The organism is Kiloniella sp. (assembly GCF_048259265.1).
GTDB lineage: Bacteria > Pseudomonadota > Alphaproteobacteria > Kiloniellales > Kiloniellaceae > Kiloniella.
The window spans coordinates 151,687-165,430 of record NZ_JBLXHT010000007.1 but is presented as its reverse complement, the minus strand read 5'-3'; the positions used below and the strand labels follow the sequence as shown (position 1 = coordinate 165,430).

General features: G+C 47.4%; 17 protein-coding genes. 7 read left to right on the top strand and 10 right to left on the bottom strand.

Translation table 11 applies throughout. The features are described 5' to 3' along the window. Positions 1-59: 59 nt before the first annotated feature. From ACN0QW_RS12875 to ACN0QW_RS12855, 5 genes are all read right to left on the bottom strand, one after another. The gene (locus tag ACN0QW_RS12875; protein ID WP_417432032.1) at positions 60-980 is read right to left on the bottom strand and encodes a hypothetical protein; all 921 of its coding nucleotides are present in this window, start codon (positions 978-980) and stop codon (positions 60-62) included. Between the two features lie 182 nt (positions 981-1,162). Then, positions 1,163-1,561, bottom strand: a complete 399-nt coding sequence (locus tag ACN0QW_RS12870) for a hypothetical protein (RefSeq protein ID WP_417432031.1) — start codon at positions 1,559-1,561, stop codon at positions 1,163-1,165. A gap of 17 nt (positions 1,562-1,578) precedes the next feature. Then, entirely contained in the window at positions 1,579-2,028 is a 450-nt protein-coding gene (locus ACN0QW_RS12865; RefSeq protein ID WP_417432030.1) for a hypothetical protein, read from the bottom strand. Positions 2,029-2,176: 148 nt separating this feature from the next. Then, a complete protein-coding gene (locus tag ACN0QW_RS12860; protein ID WP_417432029.1) occupies positions 2,177-2,473 on the bottom strand; it encodes an AzlD family protein in 297 nt (98 codons plus the stop codon). Further along, on the bottom strand, positions 2,466-3,338 hold the full coding sequence (locus tag ACN0QW_RS12855) for an AzlC family ABC transporter permease (protein WP_417432028.1): 873 nt from the start codon (positions 3,336-3,338) through the stop codon (positions 2,466-2,468). Before ACN0QW_RS12855 ends, ACN0QW_RS12860 begins: the two co-directional genes overlap by 8 nt. 292 nt (positions 3,339-3,630) lie before the next feature. Between ACN0QW_RS12855 and ACN0QW_RS12850 the strand changes: the two genes are divergently transcribed. Then, positions 3,631-4,179, top strand: coding sequence for a helix-turn-helix domain-containing protein (locus ACN0QW_RS12850; RefSeq protein WP_417432027.1), 549 nt, complete (start codon positions 3,631-3,633; stop codon positions 4,177-4,179). Between the two features lie 197 nt (positions 4,180-4,376). Here the strand turns inward: ACN0QW_RS12850 and ACN0QW_RS12845 are convergent, their stop codons facing one another. Beyond that, positions 4,377-4,781 (bottom strand): hypothetical protein, encoded by a 405-nt coding sequence (locus tag ACN0QW_RS12845; RefSeq protein WP_417432026.1) that lies wholly within the window; start codon positions 4,779-4,781, stop codon positions 4,377-4,379. A gap of 198 nt (positions 4,782-4,979) precedes the next feature. On the opposite strand from ACN0QW_RS12845, the gene ACN0QW_RS12840 reads away from it, so the two are divergent. Beyond that, on the top strand, positions 4,980-5,579 hold the full coding sequence (locus tag ACN0QW_RS12840; RefSeq protein ID WP_417432025.1) for a recombinase family protein: 600 nt from the start codon (positions 4,980-4,982) through the stop codon (positions 5,577-5,579). Positions 5,580-5,767: 188 nt separating this feature from the next. On the opposite strand, the gene ACN0QW_RS12835 is transcribed toward ACN0QW_RS12840, so the two are convergent. Beyond that, positions 5,768-6,001: a hypothetical protein gene (locus ACN0QW_RS12835; protein WP_417432024.1), complete on the bottom strand. Its 234-nt coding sequence runs from the start codon at positions 5,999-6,001 to the stop codon at positions 5,768-5,770. Between the two features lie 706 nt (positions 6,002-6,707). Between ACN0QW_RS12835 and ACN0QW_RS12830 the strand changes: the two genes are divergently transcribed. Next, positions 6,708-6,860, top strand: a complete 153-nt coding sequence (locus tag ACN0QW_RS12830) for a hypothetical protein (protein WP_417432023.1) — start codon at positions 6,708-6,710, stop codon at positions 6,858-6,860. A gap of 149 nt (positions 6,861-7,009) precedes the next feature. On the opposite strand, the gene ACN0QW_RS12825 is transcribed toward ACN0QW_RS12830, so the two are convergent. Together ACN0QW_RS12825 and ACN0QW_RS12820 are read right to left on the bottom strand one after the other, a co-directional pair. Then, complete coding sequence (locus ACN0QW_RS12825; RefSeq protein WP_417432022.1) at positions 7,010-7,249, bottom strand: DUF6434 domain-containing protein; 240 nt, start codon at positions 7,247-7,249, stop codon at positions 7,010-7,012. Positions 7,250-7,324: 75 nt separating this feature from the next. Continuing rightward, a complete protein-coding gene (locus ACN0QW_RS12820; RefSeq protein ID WP_417432021.1) occupies positions 7,325-7,768 on the bottom strand; it encodes a hypothetical protein in 444 nt (147 codons plus the stop codon). A gap of 221 nt (positions 7,769-7,989) precedes the next feature. Between ACN0QW_RS12820 and ACN0QW_RS12815 the strand changes: the two genes are divergently transcribed. From ACN0QW_RS12815 to ACN0QW_RS12800, 4 genes are all read left to right on the top strand, one after another. Continuing rightward, on the top strand, positions 7,990-8,736 hold the full coding sequence (locus ACN0QW_RS12815; RefSeq protein WP_417432020.1) for a PAS domain S-box protein: 747 nt from the start codon (positions 7,990-7,992) through the stop codon (positions 8,734-8,736). Positions 8,737-8,750: 14 nt separating this feature from the next. After that, positions 8,751-9,107 carry an adenylate/guanylate cyclase domain-containing protein gene (locus ACN0QW_RS12810; protein ID WP_417432019.1) on the top strand — a complete coding sequence of 119 codons (357 nt, stop codon included), beginning with the start codon at positions 8,751-8,753 and terminating at the stop codon, positions 9,105-9,107. 172 nt (positions 9,108-9,279) lie between these two features. Further along, a complete protein-coding gene (locus tag ACN0QW_RS12805; RefSeq protein WP_417432018.1) occupies positions 9,280-10,719 on the top strand; it encodes a VOC family protein in 1,440 nt (479 codons plus the stop codon). Positions 10,720-10,865: 146 nt separating this feature from the next. Further along, positions 10,866-12,335, top strand: a complete 1,470-nt coding sequence (locus tag ACN0QW_RS12800; protein ID WP_417432017.1) for an FAD-binding oxidoreductase — start codon at positions 10,866-10,868, stop codon at positions 12,333-12,335. A gap of 84 nt (positions 12,336-12,419) precedes the next feature. Here ACN0QW_RS12800 and ACN0QW_RS12795 read toward each other — a convergent pair whose 3' ends face one another. After that, positions 12,420-13,703 carry an MFS transporter gene (locus ACN0QW_RS12795; protein WP_417432016.1) on the bottom strand — a complete coding sequence of 428 codons (1,284 nt, stop codon included), beginning with the start codon at positions 13,701-13,703 and terminating at the stop codon, positions 12,420-12,422. Positions 13,704-13,744 lie beyond the last annotated feature (41 nt).

Below are 13,744 nucleotides of genomic sequence, written 5' to 3'. Positions count from 1 at the left end.
TCAGCTTGCCTGTTACTTGGATCACTCATCGACAAGTTCTTGCGATGCACCGTAGTTCGCTACACCAAATCCCAGATTGAAAAGCCCTGTTCTATATCTTGATCCTGATGGAGCAGGGCATCGGGTTCAAGCTTTGTTACTTCTGGCGGGTGGTAGCTGAGGATGTCGTAAACTTCGTGATGGGCAATCAAAAGATAATGGGTGGGGGCTCGTTTTTCAAAGCGGTTATAGCTTTCTTTGTCCAGCCACTTGAAGAACTTGGAATTTTCCACGGTAAAAAGCCCATAACCGGTAGAGGCCAGAAGTGAAGGGTCCATGGTTGCCAGCATCCGCAGGCGATAGCTTTCTGTGGATTGGCGATAACTTATGGTGCTGCCAAAGGTGATACAGTACCGTTCTTTTTGTGCGGTGACCGTTCTTTTTATTTCTTTTGTTTTTCCGTCTTCTCTGGCAGGGCCGGCTTCTCTGGTGGTTTCTTTTTCATAAAGGTCGCTTTCGACCAGCAGTGTGATTTTCTTGTTATTTTCGATCAGGCCGAGTGTTGTGATTTTTCTGGGCAATGCGGGGGTGGTTTCATACAGGGCGTAAATTTCTCGCTTTTTTTTCAGGACTTTGTTTTTAAAAGCAATACTGCTTTTGCGCGGCGATAGTTTTTTGGCACTTGATGTCAGAAAACTGAGAACCCCACCGTTGGATTGGCCATAATCATCTGGCACAGATTGGCTGGTCAGGCGCTTGAGCAACAGGCGAAAGTGGAACATTTCAAGTTCCATTCGGCCGCTTTCCTTGGGATCAAAAATATCAACAATGCCGACCTTGCGTCGGGTGCCGTCTAGCTTGATATCATAGAGATTAAAGTGGTGTTCGCGAAACCGGGGACCACGCCCTGAAATCATTTCATCGATTTCTGTCTCCAACAGTCGTTTGGTTTTTGGATTACATTCGTCGATTAAAAAGCGTTCGGCCAAATTTGGTTTCATTCGCGGGACATTCTTCTTGTCTGATTGTGGCTTTTGGTCTGGTTGTGATCCTGGTCAGACGAATGCCGATATCTTTTGGCATAGGCATCACGGATCTATCATGGCTTATTCCAATTTGGACAATAGCCCCGCATTATTACAGAATTGTTTTGTTTGAATAAAAAACCGACCCGTGAAGCGTTTTAGCTCTCTGTATCAAGTTTAACCGCCTTTTCAGGGGCGAGAACCAGCAGGATCTCTCTGTATAGCTCATAGAGATCGGAATAGGGCAGCGTGTATTGATGGCTTGGGGTTAGGGTGTAGGGGCATGTTTGCTTTGATACGTCAAACAGCTGAATTAGCATGCCGCCGTCGACCAGAATGCGGTCAGGTTTTTCGCCGTTAAACCAGTTTTGAAAGCGCCCCCAAAATGTTTTGTCCCTATCAATGATTTCACGCATTGCCTCGAGCTTTTTTTCGGTCGCGATGATCAGGTTGTCCGGGCTATAGGTTGCGGTAGCAAGAAATTCTGTAACCCCATGCGTAATCGCATCTCTGAAACCAGAGTTTTCGTGGGGGTCATTATATTTTTTAATATTCATCTTCGAATATCCTGTTCTCAGGATGTTGGCGAAGTTAGTTGTGATGCTTTATTGTAAAGTGTCCTTAACTCAACATGATCAATTTCATAAAGCTTTTGTCGTTCAATAGTGATGATGGGGGTTTCCTCAACTGTATCGTAAAGTTGCTGGATCACGGTACCATCCAGTGTAATGATACGAGGGTTATCGCCAGCCATTTTGTTGTAGATACGCCCGAATAAAGTATTTTCTCTATCCCGAATTTGGTCAATCTGCTTTAGTTGATTGGACAAATGGATCAGTAAGTTTTCCGGGCTGTATTCTTGGGCGCGAATGGCTTGGGTATAGCCGCGGACAACTTTCATACTTAGTGGCTCTTCCAAGGGTGGTTTCCCAAAGAGAAGTAGCCAGCTTTTGGGTGAAGCGTTTTGCCAATAGTCCCGCCAATAGTTAAACAGAAATGTTTCCTGTTTCTTTGCTTTTTTCATCGGGCCTTCGCTTATCTATTTTGTGTGGTGAGAGTTTACGCTTTATCAAAATTTTGCGGATCAAAGTCTTGCGGGGCAAGGTTTTGGATAAAGTAACACTACCATAGCCTGTACCAGTCACAAAAAAATATCTTGTTTGTGACGTAGATCAGATCAACACACCTCGTAACACAATCAGACAGATTATGCCGGATAGCACACTAACCACGAGTGGGTAGCGCAAGGCGACTAGCCCGCCCACCAATACAGCGATCGCTTCGGCGGGACCGTTGGTGATCAGTGACGGGGCAACCAGTGCGGTTAAGACAGCGGTTGGCACGGCCTCTAACGCGGCCTCGAGACGATAATGGGTTGTGCCAAAACGCGACAGGATCAAATGGCCCCCTGCGCGGGTGGCATAGGTGGCAAGGGCACAGGTAAGGATTAGAAGAATTGTATCAGACATTGGCTGTGCTTTCCTTGGGTGTACTTACAGCTTTGTGCTTGTTCATGTCTTGGGGGCTCGTGTCTTGGGGCTTGCTCAAGGCGGCGGCGATAATCAACCCGGCGATCCCGCCAAGGGTAATGTGCCAGGGGCTTCCGATTGTCAGATAAGCCGCCAGTGATACTCCTGCACTTGTGATCAGGATCAGAACAAAATTTGGACGTTTGTGAAAGCCGGCAACAAGGCCTGTGAAATACAGTGGCAGAATAAAATCCAGACCATAGGTGGCAGGCGAGGAAATAAGAGAGCCAAACAGAGCACCGATGGCATTCGCGGCCATCCATGTTCCATAAATCATCAAGGCATAGGAAAAATAATAGGCGGGCCTTAGCCCCGATTTTGAGGCACGGGCTTCGGATGATGCAAATTGGGGATCAACCAGTAAAAAGAAGGCGAGGGCCTTTTGCCAAAATGAAAAAGTGCCCATTGTCCGACCAATAGAGGCGGAATAAAGCACATGCCTGAAGTTCACGGCAAAAACGGCAAGCACGATGGACCAGACAGGCACACTCTGTCCCATTAAATCAATCATCACGTACTGGCTGGCCGCGGCGTAGATTGAGAGCGAGGTGACCATGGTCTCGCCAAAGCTCAACCCGCTCTCAATCGCAACAGCACCAAAAACGGCGGCAAAAGGAACAATGGCAATCAAAATTGGCAGGACATCTTTGATGCCATCTTTTATGTCCGATGCCATAACCGGATTTGGGACCGTTTTTGTGCTGTTTTCCCCAGAGATAATCCCCGAGGGAATACTTCTCGCTTCGATGTTTTCTGGTTGCATGTCACCAGAAGGAATTTCGTCCGTATATGTTTGGCCGCTCATACGACTGTCTCCTGACAAAGCTTTCAGAATGCGCCTTGGAAAAACGGATGCTACAGATATGTAATCTGTCCAAGGACGCTTGTTCTCGGTCGCTCTTTCGGAAAGTACGGTCCGAAAATCCGTAGATGGCCCGAAAATCCGCAGGTAGATAGAAGCAACGAGAAAGCTGAAAGCTTGACTTTTGTTCGTTAAATAAGAATATTGTTCTGCATAATGAACGAATGAGGCATGTTCGTCAAATAGAACATTCGTTTTTTATGACGAACATGGGCGAAAGGTAACAGTTAAGAATATGACCCCGGTTTCTCTGATCGCACAGGCAATACAGCGTGAACGCACCCGCGCAAGAATGAGCTTGTCTGCCTTGGCCTGTCAGGCGGGTGTTGCCAAATCAACGTTGTCCCAGCTAGAGGGCGGGCAAGGTAATCCCAGCCTCGAAACCCTTTGGGCTATTGCCTCGGCGTTGAATATTCCGCTCAGCTTTCTATTTGAAACACCCAAATCTGATTTCACCATTATCCGCGCCGATGAAAAAGATCAGCTTTCGTCTGATCTATCGACGTTATCTTCGACACTGTTGGCTGATTGCCCTGTGTCCTGTCGCCGAGATCTCTATCGGGTTTACCTTGAAAACGGATCGGTAAGAGAAGCCGAGCCCCATACACAAAGCACGGTTGAACATGCTTTTGTTTGTCGCGGACAGGTTCGTGTTGGTCCAGAGGACAATTTACAAGAACTGTCCGAAGGTGATTATTATCGCTATCCCGCAGACAGCAAACATTCCTATGAAGCACTCTCAGACAAGGCAATGCTTATCCTGATTATGGAAAGCCCGGGGTAGGTTCGGGGATAAGTCGGGGCAGTGATGCGCGTTGGGTCATGCCCCGTGAGAACCAACTTAATCTGTCTATAACTAATTTAATAACCAAGCGTTAGGTAGCCCAACAAATATTAATACCCTGCACCTTGTGTGATGCAGGGTACTGTATCTTGAGGCCTCAACCTAAATCTGAGACCTGGTGAGCGATTGCTCTTATATTATTCTACAGGAATAAGCGTGATATTTACCGGGCTTTCGTATTGGTTGTCCGCACCAGATGCAGAATCAATTGCACTACTGATCCCGAGTGTCAGGACAACGTCCAGCGCAATGCCGGCTGCCCCGGAACCACTTTCCCAGCCACTATCGTTGAGATAGGTCGCTGTCTGGTACCCATCTTTATTACAGGTAATTGTAATATCTTCTTTGGTTCGCGTAATATTGACACTTCCCGGTGTGTTGGGAACTCTGCCAATTTCGACGCCTTTGCGCTCTAGAATGCAGCTCGCACCGGATGGATTTGTATTGATGGTAATATCCTGATCAGTACCATTAACGATAGAAGAACAGCCATTTAAGCTGAGGCCAATAAGCCCCATTACGATAAAACGCCCCATAAGCATTTGAAAAATATCCAAGAAAATTGATTGAGAGAGCAACCTAACAGAGTAGAAAAACAAATGCATCTACTAATATAAGCTGTATTACCTTAAATTCTCGCAACAAAAGGTGATGTTGAATTACAATAAACAAATCTCGTTTCAAAACTCTGTTTCATAATGTAAATTCAATCTGTTCGGGGTGGTTTTTATGGGAACAGGATGAAGATCGGATACGTGCGGGTGTCGGGTGAAGGGCAGAATTTGGATCAGCAGGTTGCGGCGCTGAAGGATGAGGGCTGCGAAAAGGTTTATTCTGAAATTCTGGCGTCTAATCGGGTTGTCTGCCCGGCTTTGGAAGAAGCGTTGGCTGAATTGGGCGCGGGCGATAGTCTTGTGGTTTGGCGGCTGGACAGGCTGGGGCGTCGTACGGTTGATCTGATTACTTTTCTACAGGATCTTCAGTCGCGCGGGGTTTATTTTCAATCGTTGTGTGAGGGGTTGAATTCGGGAACGCCGCTGGGGAAAATGTTTCATGGTTTTATTGCGGGCCTTGCGGATAACGAGCGCGATTTGACCATCGAACGAACGCTTAAAGGCCTTGAAGGGAGCACGTCTGGGCGAAAAAGCAGGTCAGGAAAATCAGATAAATCCAGTATATTGTCCAAACATGATATTGAAGCCGCAGTGCTATTGTTATCTTCGTCAAATACCTCAGGAACCAAGAAACCAACATTATCGGCAGTAGCAGAGGCCTTGAATACCAGTAGGACAACTTTGTCCCGTCGCCTTAAAGAGCTAAAACTTGATATAAGCAAATAGGTTAAAGGGTGTTTTTGAATTCGGTTTAGTTTCACGGGCAAAACAAAAAGGCAGCAAAAGCACTGCTTTTCTGATTATTTTTCTTTTATCTTCTGCTATTCTCTTTTGGGTTTTGGCGATAATATTTTACCGATAAAGCCAACCTTCGACCCTTTATTTTTCACGTCTTATGGCGTAAATGACAGAGGTTAATGGCTTCGCAACTCTGAAATAAGATGTTGCATTTCACCTTCGGAAAATTCAAATTCCGGCCCTTCTTCCATGGCTGTCAATTGCATCAATTTACAATCGAGATACCGGGATAGTTCCCTGCGGTGATTATTATGAATTCGCCCGGCTAGTTTTGCAACTTTGCTCGCCCGATAACCATGTTCCATTTCCTTACCTAAATCTTCGCTTAGATTTTTTGCGCTATAGGCCACAATCAGAACTCCTTTCGGTCCAGACTCTTTTAGAGTGAGATTAAACACTGGCAACACAATACTTGAACCGCACTGATTAAGGCCCGTATTCTTCTGTCTTTTGTTGACGTGACAGATAATTATTCCGAGCCTTGCGAACATGGTACTTCATCTGTTTGATGAGTACGAATATATGCCAAAAATGACATAAAATAAGATGTTCTTAGAGGCTTTTTTTACCCTTAAGAAATCATCCTGATTATCTGACCTTTGGAAGTGCGCTGTTCGTAATGCACCGTTCGGGTTCCGAATTTTGCGGTCAGCTTTCCCTAATATTGGTCAGTATAGGGAGCAAAATATTAACAAAATCCTTAATATTTTTGCGTGGAATCAACGGCATTGTTCTCTTGATTCTTCGGGCGAAAGCGGGGGTAAATATCAAGTGTTTGATTTAATTTAATTTTGAAGATTATTCTATCTTTTTGGCGAACCCGTGAAGGGGGAATTTTATTTTGTCCTCGTTCTAAGCAAATTATAGATCCTGTCCATTTAAACGTTTTCTGTGCGTGAATTCACAAAAATGCAACATAAGGGTCACATAAGAGGCGTAGAGTTTTTACGTTGAATAAAAAAGATCATAGCCAATGGTCGTTATAGACAGAGTAGATCCGGACAAAATAGATCCGGACAGGTATAAGCTGAGCTGATAAGAGTAGGTGAGGACAAAATGTTCTGGGATGAAACATCAGATAACGCTGCATTGGTGCCGTTCTTGCCGTTGCGAATTCGTCTGGCGAGGCTTTGGTCCAAGTGGAAGGCTTCTTTTAAAGCTCAACCCGATAGTCCTATATCCAAGAATTCTGTAAAAATCCCTGATTGATTAGTCCGATCAATTAACTGGTGGACACATAACCCGGCTGATTAATATCATTTGTGATTAATCGACGTTCTTCAGGGGCAAATCCGAGCGTTTATCCATCTGCAAACCGCAATGAAACCTATCCGCGTTTGGGACCAAGTTTTTTTGGTCTAGCGGTTCTGTTGTTGCAACCATTCGTCGGCAACATCCCCAAGTGTTTTGGGCGCAGGCGTTATGGGGCTGCCATTTTTGATCCAGCTCATAAATGCCCTGTTAAATTTGAAATGCTCTCCGCATTCCGATTTCATAAAACGCCGCACATTTTGCGTGTGCCGATAGTCTTCTGTAATCGGTGTGTCGCGTGTTAACGGGTCTGAGTGCCAATCGATTTTATTCTGGTTTTCTCTCATCTGCCCAGCTTCTCTACTTATTAATTTTATGGTTGTGTTCGCTGAATTAATCTCCTTGATTTCTGACTTGCCTGTCTAGTTAACGGGGCGCCAGCCACAAACAAGCTTTCCATCCGTAACAAAGCCAATTCCGTGATAATGGGCCACATCGTCTTTTAGCCATGTCGCATGATAAATTTCGTCCCTTTTGGTAATAATAAGATCCCACGGGTCGCTTTCCTGCCCATCTGGGCCTGCGTAGGTGATTTCATAAGCTCCGACAAAGGGATCATGGTTGGTTTGATCCCCTTGTCGGGTCTTGTTATGTTTTTCTTGGATAGGATCACAGGCGATTGCCGTTCCCTTGCATATTACATTGACGTCTTTTTGCGCACTGAAGGCCCACTGAGCATGTAGGGTGCGCCCCAAATTGGTCCCATTATTATCTGGGATCGATGTTGTATCTTGTGTGACAGGAGCATCAGGGACATAGATCACAACGCCGATCGGGTTGTAGAGCATATCGGATGATAGGGGCATGATATCTCTCTGAAAGCGGGTGGATATTTATCTATACCTGAAAGGGCCAGAAATGAAATAACAGGACTTGGTTTCTTTTTGTGGCAAGTTCTCTACTATAGAGCAGATTAAAATATCTTATAAACAGGTTTTGTAAGAGGCAAAGAAAAAGGCAGAATTCAATTCAATCTCTTTTTTTGCGTACCTGTTTATAGGCCATAGCTCCCGATCAGGTGAGGTAAATGACAGATGAAAAAGCAGCAAAATATAATGCTGACGATGTTCTTGAATACGCGACAGACAGTATTCTTGTTACCGATTGCAACCTGGAAACTCCGGGACCAAAAATCATCTATGTAAACCGGTCGTTTGAAGAAATGACGGGCTGGTCGCGGACAGAAATTCTGGGGAAATCCCCCCGTATTTTGCAGGGGCAAAAGACCGACCATCGTATCTTTGACAATATGGCAGAAATCCTCACCCAAGGAGATGTTTGGGAAGGGCAGACCATTAATTACCGCAAAGACGGTTCTGAATTTATGATGGAATGGTCCATTTCGTCTGTGTTTGACCCAGAGGGGAAGACCAGTTGTTATGTTGCTGTACAGCGTGACATAACAAGACGCGTTGAAACCGAAAACAAGTTAATACAGGCCCGACAGGACGCCGCCGAAGCCAATCGCAAGCGGATCAATCTCGCCCGGTATTTCTCTCCACAAACGGCGGAACACCTTGCGGATCATGATAATCCCTTGGGACAGATGCGTCGTCAAAATATTGCGGTGTTGTTTATTGATATTCAGGGCTCAACGACCATTGCCGAAAAGCTTGATCCCGAACGTGTTGTGGCCATTCTACAGTCTTTCTATAGCCGCATGGCCAAGGTGATCGTTGCCTATAACGGATCGATCGAACACTTTGCCGGGGACTCTTTGTTGGCCATCTTTGGAATGCCCAAGGTGGGGGTAATGACGCAATTAATGCCCTGAAATGTTCGTATGACATGATAAAAGAGCTGGATCGCTGGAATGAAAAGCGCGTGCGACAAGGGCGTGAAAAGATCATCGCAGATATCTCGGTTCACTATGGGGAAGTGGTTCTGGGGGATATCGGTGTTCGAGAGTCCATGAGCTTTACGGTGATTGGCGATACCGTCAATACCACAAGTCGATTACAGGAATTGTGCCGTAAGCTCGATAAACGGGTTTTGGTGAGCGAAGATATTTTACAACAAGCCGAAGTCGAGGGGCAAAAAAGCTGGCAAAATTACTATTGCTACGAAGGTATTCACAAGGTCAGAGGCCGTGAAGAAGCCATCAGTGTCTATGGAGCGATCGAAAGCGGGATTGATTCCGAATAAGGGTGTCACATGGCTCGCGTGTCTATTACCTAGGTTATTCTTAAAACTCATGAAGTGATGAAAAGATATCGTTTTTCTTCGCATCTGCACAAATGCTATCTCCTGATCTTATTATAGGTTAAGGCTCGTTTGGCGAGTAAAAGCAATCATGGTTGCGTTCGGAGATAAAGTAATGACAAATGATAACCTTCAGGCCAATGGCTTCTTGGCTAAAAATGAAATCCGCGCCCAGTTTTCGCAGGCAATGTCCGCGATGTATAAGGAAGAGGTCCCAGCCTATGGCGCGTTGATGGATCTGGTGGCTGATGTCAATGCAGCGTCTTTGGAACAGAACGCGGATCTCCGGGATCAATTGACCCATACCGACGGGCTGGACCGTATTACCGAAGAACGCCACGGGGCCATTCGTGTTGGCACAGAAAAAGAGCTTTTTACCCTGCGCCGTCTATTCGCGGTGATGGGCATGGAACCTGTCAGTTACTATGATTTGTCAGTTGCGGGTATCCCTGTGCATTCCACGGCTTTCCGTCCGGTTGACGAAGCTGATTTGAACCAGAACCCTTTCCGGATCTTCACATCTTTGTTGCGTCTGGAACTGATTGAAGACGAAGCCCTGCGGGCTGCGGCACAAGAGGTTCTGGATAGCCGTGAAATCTTTACCACTGCGGCCTTAAACCTGATCGATCGGGCCGAGGCACAAGGCGGATTGAATGCTGAAGATGCGACACAGTTTGTTACTGAAGCACTGGAAACTTTCCGTTGGCATAGCAAAGCCAATATCGACAAAGAGCTTTACCGACGATTGCATGACGAACACCGCTTGATTGCCGATATCGTCAGTTTCCACGGCCCGCATATCAATCACCTGACCCCACGGACGCTGGATATTGATACCGTTCAGGCCGGAATGCCCAAACGTGGTATTGACCCTAAGGCCGTTATCGAAGGGCCGCCGCAACGCAAGTGCCCGATCTTGTTGCGCCAGACATCGTTCAAAGCCTTGGAAGAAAAGGTGTTCTTTAAGCAGGGTAATGGAAATTGGGCAGGAGAAAAGTGGGAAGAGGGATCACACACCGCCCGTTTTGGTGAAATCGAACAGCGTGGTATTGCCCTGACCCCGAAAGGTCGCGCCCTTTATGATGAGCTGTTGGATAAAACCCGTGTGCGTGTCCGCGCTGGTGAAGGGGCTTATCAAGATTTGTTGTTAGAAACTTTCGCGGCTTTTCCTGATAACTATGAAGAATTGCGCGCCGAAGGTCTTGCATTCTTCCGCTATTCCCTGAGCGAAAAGGGCGCGGAAATTGCCAAATCTGTAGGGGTATCCGGCACTGTTGATGGCTTGTTAAAAACGGGTATTCTACGGATGGACCCTATTGTGTACGAAGATTTTCTGCCTGTATCAGCGGCGGGTATCTTCCAATCCAACCTTGGGGATGGCGGAGCAGAAGTTGTGTACAGCAACCCAAGCCAGTCAGCGTTCGAAAAAGCCTTGGGGGCGAAAGTGCTGGATGAACTCGCACTCTATGCCGAACTGGAACAGGCATCATTGATGGATTGTTATGAGAAACTTTCGGCAAAATCTCTGAAGAGTGAAGCGTCTGTCGCAGCTTAAAGTTGGCGGCATAATAAATCATAGCCATGTTATACATCTCTGCTTATAACATGGCTCTACATCTTATTGGGGCCCTGATACATGTCCTGCCTTATACATGTCCTGTCAGGGGCACTCCAAATATTTAAAAATCAGAGTTTATTCACATGACAAGCCCGACCCCACAAGACCTTGACACCCTGAACGATATTGTTGGTGAAAAAGGACTGATACGGCCCGGCGGTCATGGTGGGGATGATCTGGTTCCTTATGAAACCTGTGTGCGTTATGGTTCTGGACAGGCAGCCTTTGTTGTGCGTCCGGCAACCAGCGTAGAAACATCCCGCGTTCTGGCCTATTGCCATGGGCGGGGGATTACCCTTGTGCCGCAATCCGGCAACAGTGGGCTGGTTGGGGCTTCAACACCTGATAGCTCTGGCATGCAGGGTGTTCTCAGCTTTGATCGGCTGTTAGATATAGGAGGATCAGAAGCGTCTTCGCATCAGCAGATAATTTTTGACGAGGAAAACCGCTCGGTTACGGTGGGGGCTGGCGTTCGTCTGTCTGACCTCAATGCTTTTTTGGAACCCAAGGGTTATGTGTTTCCCATTGATCTTGGCGCTGATCCACGTATCGGGGGCATGATTGCGACCAACACAGGTGGGGCACGTTTCCTGCGGTATGGCGATGTGCGTCAGAATACGCTTGGTGTGAAGGTTGTATTGGCTGATGAGGTGGGAACCGAGCTTAATTTCATGTCCGGCCTGCGCAAAGACAACACGGGCATCGACTGGAAGCATCTGTTCATTGGAACCACAGGCACGTTGGGTGTCATTACCGAAGCCGTGCTGAATGTTGTCCGCTTGCCACAGCAATCAACGGCGGCGTTGTTGGTCCCTCGTGACGAGGCGGCGGTGCTTAAGCTGTTGCTGGAAATGGAAGAGCGCTGTGATAGTAACCTGACAGCCTTCGAAGGTATGTCGGCCGAGGCGATCCGTGCAGCCTTTGATCATGTGCCTTCGCTGCGCAATCCCTTTCCCGGTGGTGAAATTCCGGATTATGTCCTGTTGGTCGAACTGTCCCGCACTTGGGTCAAACGTGACAGCGAACAGAGCCTGGACGAATTGATGGAAGTGGTGTTGGCCGAAATCTGGGAAGACGAAGATGCGCCGCTGGACAATGCCTTTATTGGTCGCCCCGAAGAAATGTGGGCCTTGCGACACGCCCTGTCCGAAGGGGTGAAACACGCGGGTAAACTGGTGGCTTTTGACGTGTCATTTCGGCGTGGCGATTTGATGAAATTCCGGGGCTTTATGGCGAAAGAATTGCCGGAAAAATTCCCGAATGTGCGGATTTGTGATTTCGGTCATGTGGGGGATGGCGGCCTGCACTTTAACCTGTCGATCCCACAGGATGATCTTCGTCTAGACGATGAGAACTTTATTCCGTCCTTGCGGCAATGGGTGGTCCAGATTGTGGTGGAAAAATACAACGGCAGCTTTTCTGCCGAACATGCCATCGGACGGAGTAATCAGGGATTTTATGATAGCTACACCCCAAAAAAGGTCAAAGAACTGGCTGCGCAGATAAAGAACGTTTTGTCGCCGGGTTACCTCGGCGATGTTAAATTGGGCTAGAAGGTTTAAGCCTCTTGTCTGGTTGCCTTTTTCTCCTCTAAGCTGCATCCTATGATTGCTGATTGGGGGCGTGATGCAGATCCTTTAAACGCTCAGGCTATTTTCGACAACCCGGTCGCTGCGTCGGGATGCGATTAGGATTACCAACGCGACTGTGATGATCACGAGCGATAGCTGGATGGCTGTTTGATAGTTGTAGGCACTGGCGATCAGGCCCATGGAGACGTTGCCCAACATGCCGCCGAGGAAGAGGCTGTTCATATAAAGCGAGGTGGCGCGGCCCAGACGACCGTTAGCAAAGCTTTGGACGAAGGTGATGCTGACACCTGCGAAGATGCCATAGTATAGGCCTTCTAGTGCGGCACCTACCACCAACTGGGGCATGCTGTTCACTTGGGATAGAATATAGAAGGTTGGCATGGCGATCAGCGTTGCGGCATAGAGTGCTGTTCTGGCGCTGAATTTTTGCATGGCATAGGGAATAAGAAGAATAACAGCGACTTCGGTCAGGCACTTGATGCTAAAGGCCAGACCTGGCGCATAGGTTGGCAGTTTGGCTTCCTGCGTAAAATAGAGCGGCAAGGCAGCACTGGTCAAAATATGCGCCCCGGCGATAAAAAGACAGGCGGCTGATGCCAAGTATAATCCGTGATTGAGTGATCTGGATTGAGATGATGCTTGTTGCGAAGATGGTTCTTTTGCCGCAGCAGTAAAGTCGCTTGGTACGACACAAAACCACAAAACAACCCAAAGGATGGCGAGGGAGGCTGCGGTATAAAAAACGAAAGAGTTTCCCCATTGTCCCGCAATGAAAAAGGAAAGCGCCGGGGCAATCATCCAACCGAGTGAGGTCATGCTGCGCAGATAGGAGTTGTAGGTGGTAATGGCCATGCCCTGTTGTTCCGCATAGGCCCGGCCAAAGCTATACATGAGTGAGGTTGAGGCATTTGAGAAACTAAAACAAATACTGATAAAGCCAATAATCACCCAATAGGCCGGATAGAGCGAGAGTGTCGCGGTTGCGGTTAGAAAAGCGAACGCGGATATGGCAATGAGTGGACGGACCCGCGCCCCCTTGTCAAAGCGTTCCCCGAACTGGCGGTTCATCAATAGGGTTAAAACACTGACAAGCCCGACATATATACTAATTTCCCAAGGATCACGCCCGAGTTCATCGATGATGAAAAAACCCATGAAGGGCACGATCATGGCGTTACAAAAAACCCCGGTAAAAAGCAGAAGAAGGATAAGATAGGCTTGCCTGTTAACGGGGGTACTATCTTGAGTTTCTTTTTCGGGCGGTGTCGTTGTCGCAGGTGCGTTTGTAGGATGTGCTTTTTTAGGGGGTGTATTCTTTGGGTAGGTCATGGGGGGCAGCTCATCGGGGGGCGGGTCATCGGGTGTTCGTT